The sequence below is a fragment of the Bradyrhizobium sp. HKCCYLRH1030 genome, assembly GCF_051168395.1.
In the GTDB taxonomy this organism is placed as follows: domain Bacteria; phylum Pseudomonadota; class Alphaproteobacteria; order Rhizobiales; family Xanthobacteraceae; genus Bradyrhizobium.
Genome location: NZ_JBNPUY010000023.1, coordinates 1 through 21,624, shown reverse-complemented (window position 1 = coordinate 21,624; position 21,624 = coordinate 1). Strand labels below are relative to the sequence as shown.

Here is a 21,624-nt window from a genome sequence, read left to right as displayed (position 1 = left end):
TCCTCCTGTTACAGACCCGAGCCGAAGCCCAGAAGCTCGATCTTGACGTTCTCGGTGCCGAGGATCGTCGCCTGGCAGGCGAGCCGCGACTTCGAGCCGACGCCGACGATGGTGTCGAGCTTCTCGTTCTCGAGCTTGGTGACCTTCGACACGCCCTTGCGTCCCTCCTGCAGGAAGATGTGGCAGGAGCCGCACTTTGCCTGGCCCTCGCATTTGTGCGGGATCTCGACCTCGGCGCCGAGCAGCGCTGCCAGAATGGTGGTGCCCTCGCCCACCTCGATCGTCTTGCCGGAGGGCATTACCGTCAATGTCGCCACTTGGATTCTCCTTTTCGGTTTGAACTTAGAACTTCTCAGTAGATCGCGGCGCCCGCCCCGACATTGACCGAGGCGTCCTTCATGGTCGCGACGATGAAGGCGATCTGATCCGTGGTGAGATGAACGTGGAACGGCAGGGCCACCACACGATCGGCAACCTTCTCGGTCACGAGATAATCGCCTCGGCGATAGCCCATGTCGAAATAATGCCGCTGCAGATGCAGGGGATTCGAATAGGCCACGGCCTCGACCTGTTCGACCCTGAGATCCTCGACGATCGAATCCCGGCTCGACTTCGAGAACCGCGTGCCCAGATGCACCTGGTAGAGAAACCAGTTCACCTCGGTGACATCGGGCCCGACATAGGGGTCCTTGATGCCCTCGAACGACTGCACCTCGCTGTAATAGATCTGCTCGATCAGCTTGCGCCGCTCGAGGATCTCGTCGATCCGCCGCAATTGCGCCAACCCGAGCGCGGCGGTCACGTCGCTCATCACCGCCTGGTGCGACGCGCTGCTGCTGACCACGACCGATGCGCGCTCGTCGAGCCGGTGCGAACGGTGCCGACGCACGGCCACAGCGATGTCGACGTCGTCGGTGACGACCATGCCACCCTCACCACAGGTGAGCGCGAAAGGCTGCGAGAAATCGAACACCGCGGCCGTACCGAATGTACCGACCAGCGCCCCCTTATATTTCGAGCCGATGGCCTCGGTCGAATCCTCGATGACAGGCAGATTGCGGGTCTTCGCGATCGCCTGCAGCTCCGACCATTTGGCAGGATGGCCGTTGGTGTTGCCGGCCAGGATCGCCTTTGTCCGCTCCGTGATGCGCGCCTCGATCTTGCTCGGCGCCAGCGTGCCCGAGTAGTAATCTATATCCGCAAACACCGGCTTGGCGCCGACAATGCTGATGGCATGCGCGATCTCGCGGAACGAATACGACGACGTGATCACCTCGTCGCCCGATCCGATGCCCATCGCTTTCAGGACCAGGACCAGGCCAAGCGTTCCGCTCGGGACGGCAATGGCGTATCTGCGCCCGAGATAGCTTGCGAATGCCGCCTCGAACTCCTCGACCAGCGGACCGCAGGACAGCCGCGGCGATCGCAGCGCCGCGTCCACGGCGGCAATCTCGGCCGTGGTAATGTCGGGATCAGAGAGCGGAATGAAGCTCGCCTCGACCGGCGTAAGCTCCGCTTCATCCTGCTCCTGCCGATCGGCGTCATGCACCAGATAGGGCTTGGTCATGCTCAGCTCCGCTTGGCCAGGATCAGGCCGGTGGCTTTGGCAAGGTCATCGGTCACACCCGCGCAGTGGTCGCTGGCGTCGAGCAGATGCAGGTCGAATGCCGGATAGCTGCGGAACGGCGCTTCCGTGACATCGGACGCGTCACAACGTGTCAGTACCAGCCTTGGAAAGCGGCGGCGCAGCTCGCCGAAGGCCGCGCTGCCGGCGTCGGGTCGCTCGAGGACCTGCGCGATCTCATTCAATTCCTGTTCGGCCAATGCCATGTCACCCGTCCTCTTCGCTCTACTGCCAGAAGATCCGCTCAGGGTCCGCGTTCAGCTCGTCGACCGCCGCGGTCAACCGCCGATGCAGACTATGCAGCTCCCACGTCCCCTGCGCGTGATCTCTCCAGAACAGCTTCCACATCGCATTCGCGGGATCATGGCGCAGCAGCGCGACGTCGATCACCCCGCCGTCCTTGTCGATGTTGCGCGAGCAGCAAGGACTGCGGACGTGATAACCCTCGTCGACCGGCGACACTGTCGGCTCGACATAGCGGTAGCGCTTGCGTGACTTCAGCGCGCGCGCGATCCGCTTGCGATCCAACTCATTGGGATGCGCGGGCAGGACAAAGCTGGGCTTGAGCGCGGTTGCGGCCATCGTGGATCATCGCACCTCAACCGGGACGATCTCCTCTTCGAGACACCCCACGACGAGCTGCTCGCCGAACTCGACGAGATAGATCGGCATGTTCGCTTCCGTGTGGGTGCCGACCTGCACGATCTCACCCATATCGCCGACGCCAACGAGCTTGGCCTCGGCCGGCGCGTTCGGGAACGAGCCGTCATTGACGAGGTCGATCAGCGCCTTGACACGCTGACCCCATTGATATTTCGGCAGGCGTGGCTCGATCATGATCTGTATGCTCCCGGCAGGGGCAACTCGTCCTCGGCCTCCCCGCGGGGGACGGTCGATTCGAGCTCCTTGCGCTTCATGCCGACGCGGTTTCCGCTTTCGAGAAACTCGACGCCGTAGATGTAGAACTGCTGCAGGAAGGTTCCGATCGAGACGACGTAGCCGATCTCGCCCTTCTTCGCGAGGATCTCGCCGATTTCCTTGCCTGCGTAGGTGCCGTCGTTGCGGATCGTGCGCTTGGCCTTGACCTTCTCGCCGAACGTGAAGTACGGCGGCGCCGACAACTCCACGACCTCGCTGTCACGAACGATGTTGCTCATGCCGGTTTCTCCATCGCAGCCTCGGAGCGGTTCGCGAGCCGGTCGCGCGCCATCTCCTGCACCAGCGGATCCTCGTCGCGCGTCAACTCGGTGAGCTCGCTGAGCGCGATCCGGCTCGCAACCTCGTGACGCACCCGCCAGTCGGCGTCCTTGCGCATCGCGGTGAGGAGATCAGGCGCGAGGCGCTCCGCGATCTCGAGCCGCACCCGTGGATCGGGGTCGCTGATCATGCCGAGCAGCCAGTCGCTCGGGATGCGCCGCGCGACGACGCGGCGGACCTCGGCCTCCGGGTCACCCATCATGCGGCCGAGCACGGACGGTACGATGCGGCGCGCCACGACCAGGCGGACGTAGTAATCGTCGTCCAGCATCATCGGCATCAGGTCTTCCGGATCGAGCACCGTCGCGATCCGGATGCGGACCTCGCGATGCGGATCATGGCGCAGCCGCAACACCAGCCGCTTCGGCAGCCGCCGCGCTGCGTTCCAGCGCACGGTCTCCTCGGGATCATCGAGCAGCGGAGGCAGAAAGAACGGGCTGGCATGCTTCGCCGCGATCGCACGCACCTCGAAATGCGGATGCTTGACATAGCCGTTGGCGAGCGCCGGATTCCAGTTGAAGAAGCGGTCGATGCGGCGGGCGTAGCGGTCGTGTACGCAGGCGTGCCGAGGGCGACAGCCGCCGGATGCGTTGAGCTGCGCGCGTTCGCAGCCCGCACAACTGATCTCGTTGCCCTGCCAGTCGATGGCCTCGTCGATGTCGTCATTCATCGTCGAGCTCCACCCGGTCGACCACCTCGAGCAGGACGCGTGCGCCGATCTTGTCGCTGGGATCGAGCTCGAGCAGCTTTTGCACCGCGAGCCGTCCCTCGACGAGATTGCCGAGGCGCATCTGCAAATAGGCGTATCCCTTCAAGGTGAACATGAAGAAACGCGGCAGCATGTTGTCATAACTGCCGAACTCGGCATGACCGGCGCGAACGTCGCGCCAGTGCGGCGGCAAGCAGTTTTCGGCGGCCGCCTTGGCGAGGCACCGCTTGGCGATGCGCAGCGCGTCGGCGAGCCGTCCCTTGTAGAAATAGAACCGGTAGAAGCCGATCAGGACCGCCGCATGCCCAGGCGCCAGCGCTTCCGCCTCTTTCAGATGCGCCTCCGCAATATCGTCGAGATGATAGCTCTGGCCCGCCTGCCACAGATGATACTCGGCCTCCTCCGGCAGGCCGCCGCCGAGCAGCGCGTCGGCGAGCAACGCGTCCTCGATGGCGGTCTGAGAGCTGGGCCGGGCGTCGGTGGGCATGGCGGGCTGTCCTAGTGCTCCAGCGCCTTCAAGGCGTGGGTCGAGCACGAAACCTGCTTCGGATCGTGAAACACGAGGCCGGTCTGCGTCGCAGTATCCGCGAAGTCGATGGTCACACCGTCGAGCAGCAAGCGGCTTTCCGCCGGCAGAAACAGCCTGACACCGTCGCGCTCGACCACGGCATCACCGGGCTGCGGCGTGGCGAGCACGCTGATATCGGCCGCAAGGCCGGAGCAGCCGCCGGGCGACACCGCGAGACGGAAGCCGGAGCCCGCGGTACCGTCGGTTCGAAGCATCATTCGCATGAACTTCTGCGCGGCTGGCGTGAGGGTGAAATTCATCTCGGTCTCCCTCAAGCCGGCGGCTGGTAGCGCGGGAACGAATTGTCGATCACGCAGGTGTTGTCGACCGGGCAGACCGCCGCGCATTGCGGCTCGTCGAAATGGCCGATGCACTCGGTGCACTTCTTCGGATCGATCACGAAGGTGCCGTTCTTCTCCGAGATCGCCACGTTCGGACATTCGGGTTCACAGGCCGAGCAGCTCGTGCACTGCGAGGCAATGATCTTCAAGGTCATCAAAGGCTCCTGTCGAAGGGGCCCGGCGACGCGACGGCGCCGCCGGGGTCTGATGTCACGCCGCCGAGATCAGGGCGCCCTGGCGAATTTCGGCGTCACCGCGCACGACGTGCTGGATCTCGCCACTGTTCACCCTGTCGAGGTAGCTCTTGAACCAGGCGATCGCGGACTTTTCGATGAACTCGTGCGCGAACTGATCGACCGGCTCGATGCCCGCGGCCAGCAGGTCGCTCTTCGGGCAGCCGCCGATCTTGGCCACGAACACCGCATGGCAGTCGTTGATGGCGCGGATGACGGTCTCCAGGCTGTCCTCGTCGCCATAGCCGCCCTGGCAGTACAGGTCGACACGGCGGTGACCGACGAACTTGGCACCGGCGGTGGAGAGCTCGTAGACCTGGAACTCCTTGGCGTGGCCGAAATGTTCGTTGATCAGGCCCGAGCCCTTGGTCGCGACCGCGATCAAGAGCTTGATGTCGCTCGACTGGCCGGCGAGCGAGGCGAGCTCCTCCTGCTTCGCCACGACCTTGGCGACACGCTCCTGCTCGACCGCCTCCTGATAGGCCTTGCGACTGTCGATATCGTAGTTCACCTCCATCGCCATGATCTTGTCGGTGGTGAATTCGGCCGAGCGATCCTCACCGAGCAGGCCCACGGCGTCCGCGCGGCACTGGCGGCAATGCCGCATCATGTTCATCTCGCCTTCGCACTCGTCCTGCAGCGCCTTCAGCTCCTGCGCGGTCGGACCGCGCTGGCCGGTCAAACCGAACACGGTGCCGTGCTCCGGCGACGAGATCAGCGGCATGATGTTGTGCAGGAACGCGCCGCGCGACTTCACCGCCTTGTTGACCTCGACGAGGTGCTTGTCGTTGACCCCTGGGATCATCACCGAGTTGACCTTGCAGAGGATGCCGCGCTCGGTCAGCATCTCCAGGCCCTGTAACTGGCGGTCGGTGAGCAGCTTGGCCGCCTCGACGCCGGTATAGCGCTTGTGCTTCCAGAAGACCCAGGGATAGATCTTGGCGCCGATCTCGGGATCGACCATGTTGATCGTGATCGTGACGTGGTCGACGTTGAAGCCGGCGATGGTGTCGACGTGGTCGGGCAGCGCGAGACCGTTGGTCGACAGGCAGAGCTTGATGTCGGGCGCGGTGCGCGCGATCAGCTCGAAGGTCTTGAACGTCTTCTCGGGATTGGCGAGCGGATCGCCAGGGCCGGCAATGCCCAGCACGGTCATCTGCGGAATGGTCGAGGCAACGGCGAGCACCTTCTTGGCGGCCTGCTCCGGCGACAGCTTTTCGCTGACGACGCCCGGACGCGACTCGTTGGCGCAGTCATATTTGCGGTTGCAGTAGTTACACTGGATGTTGCAGGCGGGCGCGACGGCGACGTGCATGCGCGCGTAGTGGTGATGCGCCTCCTCGCTGTAGCAGGGATGGTTCTTCACCTTCTCCCAGATCTCCGGCGGCAGGTCGTTCTCGCCGGCGCCCGAGCCGCAGCTCGCCTTGCCGCTGCCGCCCGAGGTGCCGCAGCCCTTGTGCTCCGCGATGGTCTGCATCACCGAGCTCAGCTTGTCGCCGTCCGGTATCGTCGCCTGTTCGTGCTGCACTGACGCGTCCATGTCCGCTCCTTAACGTTGCTGGCGAGCCGCAAACCGCCTTGGGCTAGGGTTCAGCAACTCGCGTGCCACGCCGCGGACAAGATCATTTCATCGAACTATCAACGCCTTAGCAAAATCATTGCGGCTGTCGCCTTGCCAACATGCGAAAGGCTCTCGTTTCGGGCGTTGTTAGAAACGTTACAGACTCGAATTGGGACACACGACGAACGGCAAGACAGCGCAGCTTGCGGCCGCGCTGTTCGATTTCCGGTGTCGTGGTTTCGCTCAGCCGCCGATGATGATCTCGCTCGCGCGGGCCAGCGGAATCGCGATCGGCGTCAACCGCTCGGCGATGAAGAACTTCAGCTCGTTCTTCGACAATGAGTCGGGCTCGACCAGGACGTAGTGATCGGCGCCGGAGCGTTTGATCACCTGGCGGCCATAGGTGCGCAGCAACTGGTCGTTGAAGCGGCAGCCGATGAACAGGAAGCTGCGGTCGGTGCGCCGGTCCTTGACCGTGTCGGGTATCGGTGTCTGGATGTCGATGTCGGTCAGCACCTCGACGTAGTCGGCATCGGTGATCAGGAAGTTCCTGGCCGGCGTGATCCCGCCATGCGGCTTGTAGAGCAGCGTGGTCCAGCTTGCGGCCTTCTCGCGATCGCTCTCGGTGCCCGCGGCGTCGTAGAAGCGATACCAGCGGTCCTCGCCGATTCCGGCCCGCGTGATGCCCTGCACCTCGCCCCAATCGCCGCGCCCGGCGAGCGCGGTTCGCATTGCGCCGTCATACCAACTGTCGACGATCATCGGCAGCGGCAGCGACGCCAGATGCTGCTGCAGCGGTGTCGGTGCAACGGGCGCGGCAAAGGCTTCGGCCATCAGCGCCGTCACCGTCGAGCGGTGGCGCGTGCTCTCGATGTGCTGGGCTGAAGCCCACGCATTGCCCTTGGCTCGGCGCGGCAGCGCCACCTTGGTGCCGAAGAACGCAGCCAGCGCTTCGGGATTCATCGGCACCGTAGCGCCGGACTGCTCCGACACGGCGGGACCGAGGAACGGGACGACCTTGCCGGCCTTCAGTCCGGCGACGACGTCCTTGAGCAGGGCCTCGGCATCGGCCTGCTTGACGATGTCGATATGAGGAAGCGGCGCATTCATCACTCGTCCCCTTCGCCACCGCGCTTGCGCGCATTGATCGTGATCGGCAGCCGCGTGTCGGCGGCCATCTGCGGCAGTTCGAGGACCCATCCGTTGGCGATGCGGATCCAGCCGCCCCACAAGGACTCGTGCTCCGACTCGACGATGGGCTCCTCGAGATCCTTCTTGGGGACGTAGATCGACAGGCCCGTTTCCGGCGAGCGGCGGATCATGACTTTCATTGCGTGAGCTCCGTAGGGCGAAGGGCGTCCGCCGATGGCGATGGACGATGCTGCAGCCAGGCCGGCGAGGTCTCGCGGAGCCGACCGACGATGTCGGGCAGGATCTGCAGCACGCGATCGATGTCGTCGTCCGTGGTGTCGCGCGACAGCGAGAATCGGACAGCCCCGCGCAGCAGATCCGGCGGCACGTTCATCGCGCGGAGCACGTGCGACGGCTCCATCGAGCCGGAAGCGCAGGCCGAGCCGAGCGAGGCGGCGATACCGGCTTGGTTCAGCCGCATGACGATCGGCTCGCCCTCGAGATGCTGGAAGGCGATGTTCGAGGTGTTCGGCAGCCGCGCAGCGAGGTCGCCGAGCACGACGCAATGGCCGACGCTCTGGAGGATGCCCTGCTCCAGCCGGTCGCGCAGCGCGCGGACGCGGCCCTGCTCGTCCGCGAGATGCTTTGCCGCGAGCTCGGCCGCCTTGCCGAGCCCGATGATGCCCGGCACGTTCTCGGTGCCGCCGCGCCGGCGGCGCTCCTGCGGGCCGCCGCGCAGCAGCGGCGCGAACGGTGTGCCCTTCCGAACATAAAGCGCACCGATGCCCTTGGGGCCGTGCAGCTTGTGGCCGGACAACGACAGCATGTCGACGCCAGCGGATTTCAGATCGATCGCGATCTTGCCGGCCGCCTGCACGGCGTCGGTGTGGAACAGCGCGCCGGCCTCATGCGCGAGCCTGGCCAGATCGGACACCGGAAACAGCGTGCCGGTTTCGTTGTTGGCCCACATCACCGAGGCGATCGCCGTGCGCGGGCCGAGCGCGCGCTTGTAAGCCTCGAGATCGAGCCGGCCGGCCGCATCGACGCCGATCAGATGCACCGTGAGGCCGCGCTTGCCGCTGAGATACTCGACCAGCGACAGGATTGCGGGATGCTCCACCGCCGTCGTGACGATCTCGTCGCGACCGTCCTGCGTCTCAAGCGCCGACAGCAGCGCGGTGTTGTCGGATTCCGTCCCACCGGAGGTAAAGACGATCTCGTGGTCGAAGGCGGCGCCCAGCAGCGCCTGCAGGCTCTTGCGCGCCTGCCTCACGGCCCCGGCGACCTCGCTGCCGAAGGCATGCGAGGACGAAGCATTGCCGAACTGGTCCGTAAAGAACGGCAACATCGCCGCGACGACCTCCGGATCGGCTCGTGTCGTCGCGTTGTTGTCGAGATAGACCGGACGCAAGGCCGCTCCTTAATGCCGCGCCTTGGCTGCGCCGGCCACTGGAACAAGGCGGACGAATTCACCGAGCTTCTCGATCATGCGTGCCTGGATGCCCTCCAAGGTCGCGCTGGCGAGCTTGCAGAAGATGCAGGCGCCGGCGAGCTTGACCATGATCTTGTTGCCGTCGATCTCGACGAGCTCGCAATCGCCGCCGTCGCGCTTGAGGTTCGGACGGACCTCCTCGATCACGGCCCGGATGATCCGCTCGCGCTCGCTCATCTGCGACGGCGCTTCGACGATGCCCTGGGATTCGACCAGCATGGTTTCACTTCTCGCGTGTTGGATGATCGAGCGAAGACTCAAGCGAACGACTTGCCGCAGCCGCAGCTCGACTTGGCATTCGGGTTCTCGAAGGTGAAGCCGGAGCCCTCCAGCGCGATGACGAAATCGATCGTCGTGCCTTCGAGATATTCGAGGCTCTTGTGATCGACGAGCACGCGCACGCCCTCGCGCTCGATCACGGTGTCCTCCGGCTCGCTGCCGCTGACGAGGCCCATGTTGTATTTGAGCCCGGCACAGCCGCCGGCTTCGACCATGATCCTGAGGCCGTCGACCGGCTTGTCGGAGGTCGTGATCGCGTTGCGGACCGCATTGATGGCGCTGTCGGTCAGGTTGATCATCATCGTCTCGCCTTTCCCATTCGGCTGTTGTGAACGGAATTGGCAAGTCTCATGCCATGCAGCAATCGCCTGAAAGACCTCAACTTTTCATGTTGTCGCTGTGGCGTTTCCGACGCGTGTCGGCTTTCCGACAGGCGCTGTTCACGCCGTGTCGCGCGGGCGTCGGCGCGATGTCGGGGCGCAAATCCGACAATCGATTGGCGCGAGTGGCAAAAGAACCAAGCAAATCAAGCCGCCACACACACCGGCAGACAATTTGCATCACGTCCCTTTCGACCGCGCCGTGCGGCGAACGGCTGACAAGGACATGCGAGGGGATTGCTGATGACGACATTGGAGAAGACGGTTGCGATCGAGACCACCGCGCTCGCGCAGCTCGACAAGGAAGGGCGGCTGCTGAACGCCGTTCTCAAGGCGCCGACCGCCAAGCCGGGACGGTTCGGCTTCCGCGGCGATATCGCGCTGAAATTCCAGACCCAGGTTGCGGACGAGAAGCGTCCGCCGGACTTCTCGATCGAGCAGGTGCTGACGATCGCGCAGGACGGCGCACCGACGATCCCGGTGCTCGTCGGCTACATCCACTCGCTGGCCTATCTCGAGACCGCGGCCGAGGTGCTCAAGGGCCTGCTGACGCCGGACGGCAAGTACTTCATGTTCTGCAACAACATCGATCTGCTGGCGAAGTACCGCATCAAGATCGACGACATCACCTTCTACGTGCTGCCTTGCGACGAATCCACGGTCTGGAAGGAGATGCTGGAGCTGCTGTCGATCGACAAGAACGACATCAAGAAGCTCGATACCGCCGGCAAGCTCGATTACGTGCTCGACGCCGCGAAGGACTTCAGCGAGAACTACGATCTCGTGCCCTACGCGGATGCACTGGCCAGGATGGAGCCGGTCAAGAACCGCAACGAGAACCGGCCAGTCTGAGACCGTCCGTTTCTTCAAATTCAGGATGAAGTCCCGGCAGTTTCCGTCGGGACTTCACCGCGATCGCCGCCTCAGCCTTCCTCACACTGCAGGCCGGTCTCCCCCTCTTCCTCGTCATCCTCGACCAGGGTCACGCCGGTCACGCAGATGTCGCCATCCAGCACGCTCAGCGCGACCGGCGTCAGGCTCTCGCCCCTGCACGGGCCATCGACGCAGAGCCCGGTACCGATCTCGAACAGCGAGCCGTGCTTGCCGCAGAGGATGCGAAGGCCGTTGCCGTCCAGGAACTGATTGCGCTCCCAGTCGAGATTGACCTTGTCGTGCGGACACATGTTCAGATAGCCGAACACCTGCTTGCCCCAGCGGATCACGAAGATCGGCCACGGGCGGTGGCTGCCGTCCTCCGCGACGATCATGAGCTGGAAGCCGATGGCGCGGCGGCTCGGAATGTCGTTGAAGCTGCAGATGGCGTAGGCGACGTCGGTCGTCATGTCGGGCCTCATCGATGTCTGGCGCATCTCCGACACGGCCGCTTCGGCGCAGCAGGAGCGACGGTCGGCTCGCTTGCGAGCCGCGTTGCAAGATTCGCGCAACTCCGCCTGTCCGGCTCGCCTTCTTTGCTGCTGCGATAGACTGGCACAGAACTTGAAAATTTCTCCTGCAAAGGCGCCTCTTTGTAAGGAGATCGACATGAACGTGGCACTGGAATTCGTCGAGAGCTCGCTCGACGACATCAAGGCGGCATTGGAGGGCGGCACGCTGACGGTCTACTCGGTGGCGCGTCCGATCACCGCGGACAAGCCGGTCGACCGCAGCGGCGTGCTCGCGACCTTCACGTTCGGCTCGCCCGCCTTCGGCGCCGCGGTGGATGGCCTCGAGCAGCCGAACTTCGTCGCGACGTCCGTGCCGGCGGCCACCGTCGGCACGCCCGGCTTTGCGCGGGCGCGCAAGGCGGACGGTACTACCGTCGCCGATTTCTCCGCCGGCCCAGGCGAGCGCGAAATCAAGTTCACCGAAGTGTCGTGCTCGCCCGGCGCGCCGGTCACGGTCGCGACCTTCAAGATCGTCGCCGAAGGCGGCTGGCCGGAGCGTCCCGAATATTACGACACCCATCCGCGCCCGGGCTATCCGATGCCGAAGACGCTCTGACGCCCGCAAGCGCGTCAGTCATCCTGTTGGCTCTTCAAATCGCGAGCGCATGCATGAGCACGGATCCCTCGAGCACCCTGGTCAGCTCCGACTGGCTGGCACAACATCTTTCCGATCCCGCCACCAAGATCCTCGACTGCACCTGGCACCATCCGAGCACCAACCTGGACGGCCGTACGCAATACCGCGGCCGGCACCTACCGGGCTCAGTGCATTTCGATATCGACCAGGTCGCCGACAAGTCGAACCCGCTGCCGCACATGCTGCCGTCAGCGGGCGATTTCGCCCACAAGGTCGGGCTGCTCGGCATCAGCAATGCCGATCGCGTCGTCGTCTACGACCGTCATTATGGCGGCTCGGCCGCGGGCCGCGTGTGGTGGATGTTCCGCGTATTCGGGCACGACAACGTCGCCCTGCTCGACGGCGGCTTCGGCAAATGGACCAAGGAGAAGCGGCCGGCGGAGATGACGCCGGTGCGCCCGGAACCCGCGAGCTTCACAGCCAGCTTCCAGCCCGGCCTGGTCGCGACCTCGGCCGACGTGCGTAGCCTGCTGCAGGCCGGCGGCCAACTCATTGATGCGCGCGGGCCCGGCAAGTTCGACGGCTCGCAGGCAGACGTGTTCACCTTCAAGCGCCAGGGCCACATTCCAGGTGCCATCAACCTGCCCTGGGCCGATCTGGTCGATCCGGACTCCGGCGTGCTGCTGGCGCCCGACGCGCTCACCGCACGCTTTACGGCCGCGGGCGTCAATCTGAACAAGCCGATCGTTACCACCTGCGCCTCGGGCATCACCTCCTGCATGCTGGCGTTGGCGCTCTACCGGCTCGGCATTCCGAACGCCGCCGTCTACGACGGCGCTTGGGCGGAATGGAGCCAGCTCGACAACACGCCGGTCGCGGCGTGATTTGAGCAAACGAACGACGGGAGCACGAGCATGGCAAAGACTCTGGTCAAGACCACGCAGGACGGCCGCAAGGTCGAGGTGATTGGCCTCGCCATCTGCCTCGAAGGCGAGCTCGAGGCGTTCGAGCTGGTCGAGGTCAAGTTGCATCCGAACCGGCGCAAGATCTGGGAGGCCGCGCCCGACGCGACTCACATGGCCGGCCGCATCACCTTGACCAAGGACGAGGCAGCGATCGTCGAAAGCGCGTTCGCCGCCGCCCAGGCCGAGATCCTCGCCAACCCCGCCGCGATCAACGAGCGCTTCCGGATCGCGGCGATGTGGAAGGCCAGGGAACAGGGGATCGAGTAAAAGTCCCCGCTTTCGGCCTGGCCCTCATCTCTCGACCGTCATTCCGGGGCGCGCGAAGCGCGAGCCCGGAATCCGTAGCCACAGGCGGTTGTGAGGCGCGAGATGCCTGTGGCGCTCTTCTTAGAAGACAATGCCCGTTCGTGGTTATGGATTCCGGGCTCGCGCTTCGCGCGCCCCGGAATGACGAGCGGATAGATCGCGGCCAACACAAGTCTCCGTCATCGCGAACGCAGCGACGCGATCCAGGGCGGCACAAGGAACTCTGGATTGCTTCGTCGCCTGCGGCTCCTCGCAATGACGACCGTGGCTGGATACTCCGCCGCCTAATGAAAAACCCGCCCGCGGTAGCGGTAGCTGCCGGCGTCGTCGACATCGAACAGTTCGCCGATATCGGGATGCTTCACCGGCTCCCCGGAAGCGTCCGCCACCAGGTTCTGCTCAGGCACATACGCGATGTAGCTGCTCTCGCCACATTCGGCGAGCAGATAGTAGAACGGCTGCTCCTTGTCGAGCCTGGCGTCCATGGTGATGGCGCGCCAGCCCTCTTCCTCGGAGAACGACAGGTCGACGTCGAACACGACGCCGCGCAGATCGTAGACGCGGTGCCGGGTCACCTGGCCGATCGTGAATTTTGCCTCCATTCGCAGCATGACGGCGCGCTCGATGATCTCACGCCGCCGGCGAATGGGTCTGGCAGTTGGTCGGGCAGACCCGGGCGCAGGCGCCGCAGCCGATGCAAGCGCCGGTGTCGTTCATGACCATGATCTTCTTCTCGACCTCATCATCCTCGTCGTCGTCGAGCTCGACGAACTCGCCCTCGTCGTTGATGCCCTTCAGGGTCATGACCTCGCGGCCACACACCTTGTAGCAGCGGCCGCAGCCGATGCACTTGGCCGGATCGATGGCGACCAGATAGTCCGGCCGCCAGTCGCGACCGTCACGGGTTGCGTTGGACATGATGACGGATCCTCAAATCGGGCTTACGCGGTTTCGAGCTTCTTCAGCTCGGCCCGCTTCTTCTCCAGCTCGGCGAACGCGTCATGCGCCTTCTGCGCCGTCGGCAGGATCTGGTCCCAGTTGATGGGCAGTTCCTCCGACAGGTCGTGCAGGTTCATCTTGGCATCCATGGCGCGCGCCGACAGCTTCTTGATCTCGGCCTTCAGGGTATCCAGGTCGCTCATCTCTCTCATCCTCGCCGTTCAGTAGTTCGCGACGTCCTTGAACTTCTCGATCATCTCGACGCCGGCCTTGACGAACTTGTCGCCTTCGTCGGCCAGCTTGCCGAGATTGTCGAAGCCGAAGCGGTGCACGTCCCGCAGCTGCTTGTTGACCACGATCAGCCGGCCGCCGATCAGCACCATGCGGCCGAAGCCCTCGTGACTCATCTTCAGCATCGGCGAGATCATCACGCCGGTGGCCTTCTCGATCGACAGTGCGACCGCATTGAAGAACAGCTCCAGCCGCCAGATCGTCTCCGGATCGGGATCGCCGATGATCGGCAGCGCCCGCCGCTTCTCCTTGTCCAGGATGTAGGGCTCGAGCAGGTCGATGTCCTTCTTGCCCTCCCATGCGCCATGGGTGTCCTGGGCGCGCCACACCTTGATCAGCTCCTTGACGAAGGGACGCTGTTCGGCGGGGACGGTTTCGACGGCTACCGCGGTATCGGACATGTTTGTTTCCTCATTCCTCGAGATCGAGCGCGCGTTCCTGGCCCTTGGCCAGCGCCTTGCGCAGCCAGGGCGGCGGCGTGCCCTTGAGCACCGCCTGCAGCTTGCCGAGCAGATCGGTGATCTCCTCGGGCTGGGTGACCTTCATCGGATGGATGTTGTTGGCGACGACGCGCGCTGCGCCGGAGCCGCCGATCGCGGCGACATAGAGGATCGCGCAATCCTTGATCGCCTCGATCTTCGGCGCCAGCTTGTCTTCGTTGCCATCCTCCTTGAGATCGCCGTCGAACTCGACCTTCTCGATGAAGCGGTAGCCCTCGGGATCGAGATCGTAGATCGCGATGTTCTTGGCCCAGCCGAAATGGGCGTCGACGCGTTTCAGATCCTGGGTAGCGAATGCGACTTTCATGTCGTCGGTCCTTTCTCCTGAAACGTCAATGCAGTGGCGCCACGACGGCGGTGTCGATCGATGCCTGTTCGAGGTCGTTCCAGGGATCGAGCCAGGTGTCGGGCGTCGGCTGATGGTTGTCCTCGCGATCGGCGATGATCAGATTGGCGAGCGCAAAGATCAGATCGCGGGTGCCGCGATAGCCCACCGTCAGGAGATGCCCTGCCCCGAGCCGATCGAACATCGGAAAGCCGATCCGGTAGAACGGGATCTTGAGGCGGGCGGCGGCCTGGCGGCCGTGCGAATGCGTGAGCATCAAGCCGCAGTCGCGCTCCTTTGCCAGGTTTTCGAGATCCTCGAGATCGCCGATCAGCACTTCATCGCAGGGCATCCGCTCGAGCACCGGCGACTGCGTCGTGGTGACCGCCACCGACACATGCGCGCCCATGTCGTGCAGCATGCTCGCGACGTCGAACAACAGATCCGGTTCGGCGCCAACAGCGAGCTTGCGGCCCCCAATGTGGAAATGCGCATCCAGCATCGCGTCTGCGAGCTGGCCGCGCTGCCGGCGATATTTCGCCGGCACCGGGCGTCCCGAGATCTCGCTGAGGAACGTCATGAACTCGTCGTTCGGCAGCAGCCCGCAGAGCCGCTCGAACAGCCGATACGGCACGCCGGTCCTGGCCTGCATCGCTTCCGCCGCTCGCTTCATTTGCGCCCCGATCGCGATCGTCCAGGACGCGCTGCCCATGGTCGCAATCTCTTCCAGGCCGATGCCGCCGATCGTTGTCGGCGTGAACTCGTCGGGGATGTGGCCGTCGAGCGAGCCGCCGATATCCGGCAGGAACGATGGCTCCAGACCGAAATCCTCGATGATGGTGCGCAGCTCCTCGATATCCCCCGGCGTCAGATGGCAGCCCGGCAGCACGTTGACCCGCGCAGGATCGCGGCGGGTCGAGGTCGGCTTGTCGACGAGCACCTCGACCATCTTGGCGACCGTCTTGTCCCAACCGTCCTGGAACGCGTCCTTGAAGTCCGGCGTCGAGACGTAGACCAGCGGATAATTCGCGAGATCTGGATGTTTCTCGCGGATCAACCTGATGTAGCCGTCGACGTCGTCGCCCTTGGTCTCGGTGACGCCGGTCGAGCAGATGCCGATGACCTCCGGCTTTTGTCGCTTGTAGATGTTGAGGATCGCCTGCTCGACATTCTCATAGCCGCCGAGCACGGTGGCGACCTCGCTCATCGCCGTCGTCTGCATCGGCACCGCTTCCTTGAAGTGGCGCACGAACAGCGTCAGGCCGAACGAGGTGCAGCCCTGCGAGCCGTGCAGCAGCGGCATCGCGCCGCGCAGGCCGAGGAAGGCGAACGAGCCGCCGATCGGCTGGCTCATCTTGAGCGGATTGACCGCGCAGGCCTTCTTTCCAATGGTGACCTTGGCCATGAGCGCCGCCCTACTCCGCCGCCTGCAGCAGCTCGGCCGGCGCCTTGAACGTCGCCAGGATGTCCTCGACCCGCCCGGCGCAGGCGCCGCAGCCGCCCGAGGCGTTGGTGTGCTCGCGAACGCCGGCGACATCGGCGAGGCCATGGGCCTTGATCGCGTCCTCGATGGTGCCGAGATCGACCGACTTGCAGTGGCAGATCTTCTTGGCGCGTCGCGCGGCTTCCGCGGCGACCGGATCGGCCGCCAGCGCCGCCGCTTCTGCATTGGCCTGGGCAATCGCCCTGGCCTGCCAGTTGCTGTCGGCCTGCTCCCAGGGCGCCCGCTTGCGCAGCTGCTCCCACATCGGGTTGTAGATCGCCTTGTCGATCTCGGCGACCAGCTTCACCATCCCGATATAGCCCATAAAGGCGTGGGAGCGCTCCTGGTTGATGTCGAGCCAGGGCATCGCCGCCTTCAGCGCCACGAATTGCGACTTGCCGCCCGAGAGCATGATGTCGGCCTTGGCGTCCTTGAGCATCTTGTACATTTCGCGCGGCGCCATATCGTCGATCATGTGCGCATCCTGGCCCATCAGCTCCTTGATGCGCTCCTTGTCCTCCTTGGTGGACTTCTTCACGGAAGTGCCGACCAGCTCCATGCCGGCCTCCTGCAGCGCCGCCACCACCGACCACGACTTCACGCCGCCGGTGATCAGCAGCACCTTCTTGCCGGTGAGGCGCTTCTTGAACGGCTCGATCGCGGCCCAGGCCTTGGCCTCCTCGCGCGCGATGACGGCTTCGGTGCGATCCAACAGGTCGGCCGGCGCGCCGCGCTCGACTAGCAGGCGCGCGATCTCGCGCAGCGAGTCCGAGGAGTCCTGGATGCCGTAGAACGAGCCCTCGAAGAACGGAATGCCGTAGCGCTCCTCCATCTTGCGGGCGACGTTGATCATCGCCTTGGAGCACACCATCATCGCTGCACGGGCACGATGCGACGAGGCGACGTCCTTGTAGCGGCCGTCGCCGGAGATGCAGGCGGAGATGCGGATGCCGAGCTCGTCGAACAGCGGCTTCACCTGCCAGAGCTCGCCGGAGAGATTGTATTCGCCGATGATGTTGAGGTCGTAGGGCGTTGTGACCTCCGGCTCGACGGTGCCGATGACGTGGTCGAGCAGCGCCTCGCCGGCGAGCTTGTTGCCGAGATTCTTAGGGCCGACGAAGCCGGGTGAATTGACGGGAATGCAGGGCTTGCCGAACTTGGCGGAGGCCGCCTTGCAGACCGCGTTGATGTCGTCGCCGGTCATGGCGGGCACGCAGGTCTGATAGACGAAGACCGCCGGCGGGTCATATTTCTCGATGATTTCCTTGATCGCCTTGTACAGCCGCTTCTCGCCGCCGAACACGACGTCGGTCTCGTTGATGTCGGTGGTGAAACCGGTGCGCCAGATCTGCGAGCCCGACGAGGCCGCGCCGCGGTTGTCCCAGGAATTGCCCTCGCAGGCGATCGGCCCGTGCACGAGATGCGCGACGTCGGTCAGCGGCTGCAGCGCGACCTTGGCGCCGTCGAAGGCGCAACCACCGGCCGCGCCGCCCGGCTGCAGCTGCTTGGTGCAGCCCTTCTTGCGCTCGGCCTCGGACTTGTTGGCGTTCTTGCCGCAACCCGGCTCGTTGAAGACGTTCTGGATCGTGGCAGACAGCGAGCTCATCGGCTTCTCCTGTTGACGGACCTTCTGCGCGTCTTTTGGCCGAGGAGGCTCAGGCTTTCAGTGCCTTCCCCATGAGCCTCGTCGTCCAGATCGAGACGCGGCGGCCCTTAAGGGACCGCCGCGCGCCGTGTCCTAGCGGATGATGTCGAAGCTGTAGTCCGACTTGGCGGGCACGTTGGTGTTGCGGTCGATCTCGTCGAAGATCTTATCGAGGATCGTGACCAGCACGTTCAGACCGCCTTGATAGCCCCACACCGGATAGCGGTGCTTGTGGTGACGATCGAAGATTGGGAAGCCGATGCGGATCAGCGGCGTGCCGGTGTCGCGCTCGAGATACTTGCCGTAGGTATTGCCGATCAGGAAATCGACCGGCTCGGTGAACAGCAGCGAGCGCATGTGCCAGAGATCCTTGCCGGGATACACTTGGCAGTTCTTGCCGAACGGCGAGGAGTCGAACACCGCCTGGACCTTCTCGGCCCAGTCCTTGTTGCCGTTGGTGGCGAGCACGTGGGTCGGCTCGGCGCCGAGCTCGAGCAGGAACGCTGCGAGGCCGAGGCAGAGATCCGGATCGCCGTAGATCGCGAACTTCTTGCCGTGGATGTGGGCGCTGGAGTCGGCGATCGCGTCGACCAGGCGGCCACGCTCGAGCGCGAGCTGCTCCGGAATCTCCTTGCCGGTGATGCGTGACAGCGCCATCACAAAGGCGTCGGTGCCGGTCACGCCGACCGGATGGTTGAAGGAGACGACCTCCTGGCCGTGGTTCTTGATGAACGGCAGGGTCTTCTCGGTGCAGAAGTGCTGCATCGAGATCGTCGCCTTGGCGTGAATCGCGTTGGCCGCGTCCTCCAGCGTGGTGCCGCCATCATACATACGGAACTCGCCGTCGGTCGGCGTGTCGAACACGTTCGAATTGTCGCCAAGGATCGTGTACTCGATCCCCATCGCCTCGAAGATGTGCTTCACTTCCTTGATGTTGCCGACGGTGTAGCCATCGAAACCGCCGATGAAGTTGATCTTCTCGTTGGGAACGCGCTCCAGCTTCGGCGCGGTGCCGGCCTTGCCGTCCCAGAAGTGCTCGAGAATGCCCTTCATTGCATTGTCGTAGCCGGTGACATGGCTGCCGACGAAGGCAGGCGTATGGGCGAAAGGCACATCGAACTCGGCGGGAACCGAGCCCTTCTCCTTGGAGGTCTTGATGAAGGCGTTGAGGTCGTCGCCGATGACTTCCGCCATGCAGGTGGTGGAGACCGCGATCATCGACGGCTTGTACATGTTGTAGGCGTTGGCAAGGCCGTCGATCATGTTGTTGAGGCCGCCGAAGACGGCTGCGTCCTCGGTCATCGACGACGACACGCAGGAGCTCGGTTCCTTGAAGTGGCGCGACAGATGGCTGCGATAATAGGCAACGCAGCCCTGCGAGCCGTGCACGAACGGCAGCGTCTTTTCGAAGCCGACGGCAACGAACACGGCGCCGAGCGGCTGGCAGGCCTTCGCCGGGTTGACGGTCAGCGCCTCGCGGGCGAAATTCTTCTCGCGATATTCGGGTGTCTTGGCCCATTCGCGGATGCGCTCGACCTCGGCGGGATCGCGCGGATTCTCGAACATCTTCTTCTTGTTCGCCAGCATCTGCTGGTATTCGGGACCACGGAAAAGCTCGAAGTGATCGAGCACATGTTCGGCACTCTGCGTCATGGGATAACCCTCTCTATGTTCCTGTGTCGATCAGGGAGCACTGGCTCTCCGCCGAAGGAGAGCCAGGCCGTGGGTGGTGGTGCTTACTCGGCCGCCTGAAGCAACGGCTTGGGCGCCTGCTTCCAGGGCGCCTTGGCCATCTTCCAGACCGGCGAGTTGATGGCCATGTCCATGTCGCGGGCGAAGATCGCGAACCCGTCATAGCCATGGTAGGGACCCGAGTAGTCCCAGGAATGCATCTGGCGGAACGGTACGCCCATCTTCTGGAACACGTACTTTTCCTTGATGCCCGAGCCGACCAGGTCCGGCTGGACCTTCTCGACGAACTTCTCGAACTCGTAGCCGGTGACGTCGTCGTAGATCAGCGTGCCGTCCTTGACGTAGTGCTGAGCGGTGCGCTGATAGTCGTCGTTGTGGCCGAACTCATAGCCTGTGCCGACGACCTCCATGCCGAGATCCTCGTAGGCGCCGATCACGTGGCGCGGACGCAGACCGCCGACGAACAGCATCACGGTCTTGCCTTCGAGGCGCGGCCGGTACTTGGCGATCACGGCGTCCATCAGGGGCTGGTACTTGGCGATGACTCGCTCGGCACCTTCCTTGATCTTGTCGTCGAAATAGCTGGCGATCTTACGCAGCGATTCGGCGATCTTGCTCGGTCCGAAGAAGTTGTATTCGCACCACGGAATACCGTACTTCTCTTCCATGTGGCGCGAGATGTAGTTCATCGAGCGGTAGCAATGCAGCACGTTGAGCTTCGCCTTCGGCGTCGCCTCGAGCTCTGCCAGCGAGCCGTCGCCCGACCACTGGGCGATCACGCGCAGGCCCATCTCCTCGAGCAGGATGCGGGACGACCAGGCGTCGCCGCCGATGTTGTAGTCGCCGATGATCGCGACGTCGTAGGCCGACGGCTCGAAGCGCGGCGCGGCATCGGCCGGGAGCTTGTCGAACACCCAGTCCCGGATCGCGTCGTTGGCGATATGGTGACCCAAGGACTGGGAGACGCCGCGGAAGCCTTCGCAACGCACGGGGACGATGGTCTTGCCGTCATACTCCTTCGACTTGACCTTGGAGACGGCCTCGATGTCGTCGCCGATCAGGCCGATCGGGCATTCCGACTGCACGGTGATGCCGTTGTTCAGCGGGAACAGCTCCTGGATCTCGTCCATGATCTTGGCGAGCTTCTTGTCACCGCCGAAGACGATGTCCTTCTCCTGGAAGTCGGAGGTGAACTGCATCGTCACGAAGGTGTCGATGCCGGTCGTCCCGATGTAGTAGTTGCGGCGCGCCGCCCAGGAGTACTGGCCGCAGCCGACCGGGCCATGGCTGATGTGGATCATGTCCTTGATTGGGCCCCACACCACGCCCTTCGAGCCGGCGTAGGCGCAACCGCGGATGGTCATGACGCCGGGGATCGACTTGATGTTCGACTTGACGCCGCAATCCGACTTGCCGTTCTCATGCACGTTGAGATGCTTGGCGCGGCGCTTGGCGGTCTTTTCCGGATAGACCTTCAGGACCTCGGCGATCAGTTCCTTGTTGCGCGCCTTGATCTCGGCGACGCTTTGTTTCTCGGTGACGCTCATCTGGCTTTCCTCGATGATCGGTTGCGGAGGTGATCCGGCCCTTGGAGATGAAGGGCCGGAGCACCGGTGGCGGTTACGCCGTTGCGGCGAGTTCGGCGGCAGTCTTTCCGATCTGGGTTTCGTCGACGGCCTTCATGATGCCGTGCTCCATCAGCATGTCCTCGAGCTCGTCCATCGTGATCGGGGTCGGGATGATGCCCTTGCCGCCGTTGTTGTGGATCTTCTGCGCCAGCGAGCGGTAGTGCCCGGCCTGGACCGAATCCGGCGCATATTCCAGCACGGTCATGCGGCGCAGCTCGGCGTGCTGCACGATGTTGTCGCGCGGCACGAAGTA

General features: G+C 64.1%; 30 protein-coding genes and 1 pseudogene. 4 read left to right on the top strand and 27 right to left on the bottom strand.

Features of this window, described 5'->3' with window-relative positions; all coding sequences use genetic code 11:
* Positions 1-8: 8 nt before the first annotated feature.
* The 16 genes from ACQR1E_RS33535 to ACQR1E_RS33460 all read right to left on the bottom strand — a co-directional run bounded on the left by ACQR1E_RS33535 (position 9) and on the right by ACQR1E_RS33460 (position 9,494).
* Positions 9-317, bottom strand: a complete 309-nt coding sequence (locus tag ACQR1E_RS33535) for a 2Fe-2S iron-sulfur cluster-binding protein (RefSeq protein WP_315752853.1) — start codon at positions 315-317, stop codon at positions 9-11.
* 35 nt (positions 318-352) lie between these two features.
* The gene (locus tag ACQR1E_RS33530; protein ID WP_434898086.1) at positions 353-1,567 is read right to left on the bottom strand and encodes a DegT/DnrJ/EryC1/StrS family aminotransferase; all 1,215 of its coding nucleotides are present in this window, start codon (positions 1,565-1,567) and stop codon (positions 353-355) included.
* 2 nt (positions 1,568-1,569) lie between these two features.
* Positions 1,570-1,830 carry a hypothetical protein gene (locus tag ACQR1E_RS33525; RefSeq protein WP_315752851.1) on the bottom strand — a complete coding sequence of 87 codons (261 nt, stop codon included), beginning with the start codon at positions 1,828-1,830 and terminating at the stop codon, positions 1,570-1,572.
* Positions 1,831-1,849: 19 nt separating this feature from the next.
* On the bottom strand, positions 1,850-2,206 hold the full coding sequence (locus ACQR1E_RS33520; RefSeq protein ID WP_315713117.1) for a DUF3024 domain-containing protein: 357 nt from the start codon (positions 2,204-2,206) through the stop codon (positions 1,850-1,852).
* Between the two features lie 6 nt (positions 2,207-2,212).
* Positions 2,213-2,461 carry a nitrogen fixation protein NifZ gene (locus ACQR1E_RS33515; RefSeq protein WP_315752850.1) on the bottom strand — a complete coding sequence of 83 codons (249 nt, stop codon included), beginning with the start codon at positions 2,459-2,461 and terminating at the stop codon, positions 2,213-2,215.
* The gene (locus tag ACQR1E_RS33510) at positions 2,458-2,781 is read right to left on the bottom strand and encodes a nitrogen fixation protein NifZ (RefSeq protein WP_009032133.1); all 324 of its coding nucleotides are present in this window, start codon (positions 2,779-2,781) and stop codon (positions 2,458-2,460) included. The genes ACQR1E_RS33515 and ACQR1E_RS33510 overlap by 4 nt, the downstream gene beginning before the upstream one ends.
* Entirely contained in the window at positions 2,778-3,551 is a 774-nt protein-coding gene (locus ACQR1E_RS33505) for a 4Fe4S-binding leucine-rich repeat protein (RefSeq protein WP_434898085.1), read from the bottom strand. The genes ACQR1E_RS33510 and ACQR1E_RS33505 overlap by 4 nt, the downstream gene beginning before the upstream one ends.
* On the bottom strand, positions 3,544-4,077 hold the full coding sequence (locus tag ACQR1E_RS33500) for a hypothetical protein (RefSeq protein WP_434898084.1): 534 nt from the start codon (positions 4,075-4,077) through the stop codon (positions 3,544-3,546). The genes ACQR1E_RS33505 and ACQR1E_RS33500 overlap by 8 nt, the downstream gene beginning before the upstream one ends.
* 11 nt (positions 4,078-4,088) lie before the next feature.
* Positions 4,089-4,418 (bottom strand): HesB/IscA family protein, encoded by a 330-nt coding sequence (locus ACQR1E_RS33495; RefSeq protein ID WP_315713125.1) that lies wholly within the window; start codon positions 4,416-4,418, stop codon positions 4,089-4,091.
* Positions 4,419-4,429: 11 nt separating this feature from the next.
* Positions 4,430-4,654, bottom strand: a complete 225-nt coding sequence (locus ACQR1E_RS33490) for a YfhL family 4Fe-4S dicluster ferredoxin (RefSeq protein ID WP_006609676.1) — start codon at positions 4,652-4,654, stop codon at positions 4,430-4,432.
* 55 nt (positions 4,655-4,709) lie between these two features.
* Positions 4,710-6,272: a nitrogenase cofactor biosynthesis protein NifB gene (nifB, locus tag ACQR1E_RS33485; protein WP_316166082.1), complete on the bottom strand. Its 1,563-nt coding sequence runs from the start codon at positions 6,270-6,272 to the stop codon at positions 4,710-4,712.
* Between the two features lie 264 nt (positions 6,273-6,536).
* Positions 6,537-7,403, bottom strand: coding sequence for an SIR2 family NAD-dependent protein deacylase (locus ACQR1E_RS33480; RefSeq protein WP_434898083.1), 867 nt, complete (start codon positions 7,401-7,403; stop codon positions 6,537-6,539).
* Positions 7,403-7,624 carry a putative nitrogen fixation protein NifT gene (gene nifT, locus ACQR1E_RS33475; RefSeq protein WP_315713133.1) on the bottom strand — a complete coding sequence of 74 codons (222 nt, stop codon included), beginning with the start codon at positions 7,622-7,624 and terminating at the stop codon, positions 7,403-7,405. The genes ACQR1E_RS33480 and nifT overlap by 1 nt, the downstream gene beginning before the upstream one ends.
* A complete protein-coding gene (nifS, locus tag ACQR1E_RS33470) occupies positions 7,621-8,835 on the bottom strand; it encodes a cysteine desulfurase NifS (RefSeq protein ID WP_434898082.1) in 1,215 nt (404 codons plus the stop codon). Before nifS ends, nifT begins: the two co-directional genes overlap by 4 nt.
* Before the next feature lie 9 nt (positions 8,836-8,844).
* On the bottom strand, positions 8,845-9,135 hold the full coding sequence (locus ACQR1E_RS33465; protein ID WP_315713137.1) for a NifU family protein: 291 nt from the start codon (positions 9,133-9,135) through the stop codon (positions 8,845-8,847).
* A gap of 38 nt (positions 9,136-9,173) precedes the next feature.
* The gene (locus tag ACQR1E_RS33460; RefSeq protein ID WP_257170758.1) at positions 9,174-9,494 is read right to left on the bottom strand and encodes a HesB/IscA family protein; all 321 of its coding nucleotides are present in this window, start codon (positions 9,492-9,494) and stop codon (positions 9,174-9,176) included.
* A gap of 324 nt (positions 9,495-9,818) precedes the next feature.
* Between ACQR1E_RS33460 and ACQR1E_RS33455 the strand changes: the two genes are divergently transcribed.
* Positions 9,819-10,427, top strand: a complete 609-nt coding sequence (locus ACQR1E_RS33455; protein ID WP_434898081.1) for a hypothetical protein — start codon at positions 9,819-9,821, stop codon at positions 10,425-10,427.
* Between the two features lie 71 nt (positions 10,428-10,498).
* Here ACQR1E_RS33455 and ACQR1E_RS33450 read toward each other — a convergent pair whose 3' ends face one another.
* Complete coding sequence (locus ACQR1E_RS33450) at positions 10,499-10,918, bottom strand: Rieske (2Fe-2S) protein (RefSeq protein WP_316183903.1); 420 nt, start codon at positions 10,916-10,918, stop codon at positions 10,499-10,501.
* Between the two features lie 199 nt (positions 10,919-11,117).
* On the opposite strand from ACQR1E_RS33450, the gene ACQR1E_RS33445 reads away from it, so the two are divergent.
* The 3 genes from ACQR1E_RS33445 to ACQR1E_RS33435 are packed head-to-tail and all read left to right on the top strand — an operon-like array spanning position 11,118 to position 12,829.
* Entirely contained in the window at positions 11,118-11,576 is a 459-nt protein-coding gene (locus ACQR1E_RS33445) for a hypothetical protein (RefSeq protein ID WP_315768856.1), read from the top strand.
* 53 nt (positions 11,577-11,629) lie between these two features.
* Positions 11,630-12,481, top strand: coding sequence for a sulfurtransferase (locus tag ACQR1E_RS33440; protein ID WP_434898080.1), 852 nt, complete (start codon positions 11,630-11,632; stop codon positions 12,479-12,481).
* Positions 12,482-12,511: 30 nt separating this feature from the next.
* Complete coding sequence (locus ACQR1E_RS33435; RefSeq protein WP_315713146.1) at positions 12,512-12,829, top strand: hypothetical protein; 318 nt, start codon at positions 12,512-12,514, stop codon at positions 12,827-12,829.
* 323 nt (positions 12,830-13,152) lie between these two features.
* Here the strand turns inward: ACQR1E_RS33435 and hspQ are convergent, their stop codons facing one another.
* From hspQ to nifH, 10 genes and pseudogenes are all read right to left on the bottom strand, one after another.
* The gene (gene hspQ / locus ACQR1E_RS33430; RefSeq protein WP_434898079.1) at positions 13,153-13,479 is read right to left on the bottom strand and encodes a heat shock protein HspQ; all 327 of its coding nucleotides are present in this window, start codon (positions 13,477-13,479) and stop codon (positions 13,153-13,155) included.
* A 19-nt stretch (positions 13,480-13,498) separates the two neighbouring features.
* Positions 13,499-13,786, bottom strand: coding sequence for a ferredoxin III, nif-specific (gene fdxB, locus ACQR1E_RS33425; protein WP_315713149.1), 288 nt, complete (start codon positions 13,784-13,786; stop codon positions 13,499-13,501).
* 23 nt (positions 13,787-13,809) lie between these two features.
* The gene (locus tag ACQR1E_RS33420; RefSeq protein WP_315713150.1) at positions 13,810-14,010 is read right to left on the bottom strand and encodes a CCE_0567 family metalloprotein; all 201 of its coding nucleotides are present in this window, start codon (positions 14,008-14,010) and stop codon (positions 13,810-13,812) included.
* Between the two features lie 18 nt (positions 14,011-14,028).
* The gene (locus ACQR1E_RS33415) at positions 14,029-14,499 is read right to left on the bottom strand and encodes a NifX-associated nitrogen fixation protein (RefSeq protein ID WP_316225616.1); all 471 of its coding nucleotides are present in this window, start codon (positions 14,497-14,499) and stop codon (positions 14,029-14,031) included.
* A 10-nt stretch (positions 14,500-14,509) separates the two neighbouring features.
* On the bottom strand, positions 14,510-14,905 hold the full coding sequence (gene nifX / locus ACQR1E_RS33410; protein ID WP_434898078.1) for a nitrogen fixation protein NifX: 396 nt from the start codon (positions 14,903-14,905) through the stop codon (positions 14,510-14,512).
* A 25-nt stretch (positions 14,906-14,930) separates the two neighbouring features.
* Positions 14,931-16,328 carry a nitrogenase iron-molybdenum cofactor biosynthesis protein NifN gene (gene nifN, locus ACQR1E_RS33405; protein ID WP_434898077.1) on the bottom strand — a complete coding sequence of 466 codons (1,398 nt, stop codon included), beginning with the start codon at positions 16,326-16,328 and terminating at the stop codon, positions 14,931-14,933.
* 10 nt (positions 16,329-16,338) lie between these two features.
* A complete protein-coding gene (nifE, locus tag ACQR1E_RS33400; RefSeq protein ID WP_316187008.1) occupies positions 16,339-18,012 on the bottom strand; it encodes a nitrogenase iron-molybdenum cofactor biosynthesis protein NifE in 1,674 nt (557 codons plus the stop codon).
* Positions 18,013-18,144: 132 nt separating this feature from the next.
* On the bottom strand, positions 18,145-19,704 hold the full coding sequence (gene nifK / locus ACQR1E_RS33395) for a nitrogenase molybdenum-iron protein subunit beta (protein ID WP_315713159.1): 1,560 nt from the start codon (positions 19,702-19,704) through the stop codon (positions 18,145-18,147).
* An 83-nt stretch (positions 19,705-19,787) separates the two neighbouring features.
* Positions 19,788-21,290, bottom strand: coding sequence for a nitrogenase molybdenum-iron protein alpha chain (gene nifD, locus ACQR1E_RS33390; RefSeq protein ID WP_315713160.1), 1,503 nt, complete (start codon positions 21,288-21,290; stop codon positions 19,788-19,790).
* A 73-nt stretch (positions 21,291-21,363) separates the two neighbouring features.
* Positions 21,364-21,624 (bottom strand): annotated as a pseudogene (gene nifH, locus ACQR1E_RS33385) (nitrogenase reductase); the annotation flags it as partial.

Coding starts and splice junctions, on each gene's coding strand:
- hspQ (WP_434898079.1), bottom strand. CDS start 13,479: ATGCTGCGAATGGAGGCAAAATTCACGATCGGCCAGGTGACCCGGCAC.
- ACQR1E_RS33495 (WP_315713125.1), bottom strand. CDS start 4,418: ATGAATTTCACCCTCACGCCAGCCGCGCAGAAGTTCATGCGAATGATG.
- nifX (WP_434898078.1), bottom strand. CDS start 14,905: ATGAAAGTCGCATTCGCTACCCAGGATCTGAAACGCGTCGACGCCCAT.
- ACQR1E_RS33520 (WP_315713117.1), bottom strand. CDS start 2,206: ATGGCCGCAACCGCGCTCAAGCCCAGCTTTGTCCTGCCCGCGCATCCC.
- ACQR1E_RS33530 (WP_434898086.1), bottom strand. CDS start 1,567: ATGACCAAGCCCTATCTGGTGCATGACGCCGATCGGCAGGAGCAGGAT.
- ACQR1E_RS33440 (WP_434898080.1), top strand. CDS start 11,630: ATGAGCACGGATCCCTCGAGCACCCTGGTCAGCTCCGACTGGCTGGCA.
- ACQR1E_RS33445 (WP_315768856.1), top strand. CDS start 11,118: ATGAACGTGGCACTGGAATTCGTCGAGAGCTCGCTCGACGACATCAAG.
- ACQR1E_RS33490 (WP_006609676.1), bottom strand. CDS start 4,654: ATGACCTTGAAGATCATTGCCTCGCAGTGCACGAGCTGCTCGGCCTGT.
- ACQR1E_RS33515 (WP_315752850.1), bottom strand. CDS start 2,461: ATGATCGAGCCACGCCTGCCGAAATATCAATGGGGTCAGCGTGTCAAG.
- ACQR1E_RS33460 (WP_257170758.1), bottom strand. CDS start 9,494: ATGATCAACCTGACCGACAGCGCCATCAATGCGGTCCGCAACGCGATC.
- ACQR1E_RS33420 (WP_315713150.1), bottom strand. CDS start 14,010: ATGAGCGACCTGGATACCCTGAAGGCCGAGATCAAGAAGCTGTCGGCG.
- ACQR1E_RS33415 (WP_316225616.1), bottom strand. CDS start 14,499: ATGTCCGATACCGCGGTAGCCGTCGAAACCGTCCCCGCCGAACAGCGT.
- nifB (WP_316166082.1), bottom strand. CDS start 6,272: ATGGACGCGTCAGTGCAGCACGAACAGGCGACGATACCGGACGGCGAC.
- nifN (WP_434898077.1), bottom strand. CDS start 16,328: ATGGCCAAGGTCACCATTGGAAAGAAGGCCTGCGCGGTCAATCCGCTC.
- ACQR1E_RS33480 (WP_434898083.1), bottom strand. CDS start 7,403: ATGAATGCGCCGCTTCCTCATATCGACATCGTCAAGCAGGCCGATGCC.
- ACQR1E_RS33505 (WP_434898085.1), bottom strand. CDS start 3,551: ATGAATGACGACATCGACGAGGCCATCGACTGGCAGGGCAACGAGATC.
- nifD (WP_315713160.1), bottom strand. CDS start 21,290: ATGAGCGTCACCGAGAAACAAAGCGTCGCCGAGATCAAGGCGCGCAAC.
- ACQR1E_RS33455 (WP_434898081.1), top strand. CDS start 9,819: ATGACGACATTGGAGAAGACGGTTGCGATCGAGACCACCGCGCTCGCG.
- ACQR1E_RS33525 (WP_315752851.1), bottom strand. CDS start 1,830: ATGGCATTGGCCGAACAGGAATTGAATGAGATCGCGCAGGTCCTCGAG.
- ACQR1E_RS33465 (WP_315713137.1), bottom strand. CDS start 9,135: ATGCTGGTCGAATCCCAGGGCATCGTCGAAGCGCCGTCGCAGATGAGC.
- ACQR1E_RS33510 (WP_009032133.1), bottom strand. CDS start 2,781: ATGAGCAACATCGTTCGTGACAGCGAGGTCGTGGAGTTGTCGGCGCCG.
- ACQR1E_RS33435 (WP_315713146.1), top strand. CDS start 12,512: ATGGCAAAGACTCTGGTCAAGACCACGCAGGACGGCCGCAAGGTCGAG.
- nifK (WP_315713159.1), bottom strand. CDS start 19,704: ATGACGCAGAGTGCCGAACATGTGCTCGATCACTTCGAGCTTTTCCGT.
- nifT (WP_315713133.1), bottom strand. CDS start 7,624: ATGAAAGTCATGATCCGCCGCTCGCCGGAAACGGGCCTGTCGATCTAC.
- fdxB (WP_315713149.1), bottom strand. CDS start 13,786: ATGTCCAACGCAACCCGTGACGGTCGCGACTGGCGGCCGGACTATCTG.
- ACQR1E_RS33500 (WP_434898084.1), bottom strand. CDS start 4,077: ATGCCCACCGACGCCCGGCCCAGCTCTCAGACCGCCATCGAGGACGCG.
- nifE (WP_316187008.1), bottom strand. CDS start 18,012: ATGAGCTCGCTGTCTGCCACGATCCAGAACGTCTTCAACGAGCCGGGT.
- ACQR1E_RS33450 (WP_316183903.1), bottom strand. CDS start 10,918: ATGACGACCGACGTCGCCTACGCCATCTGCAGCTTCAACGACATTCCG.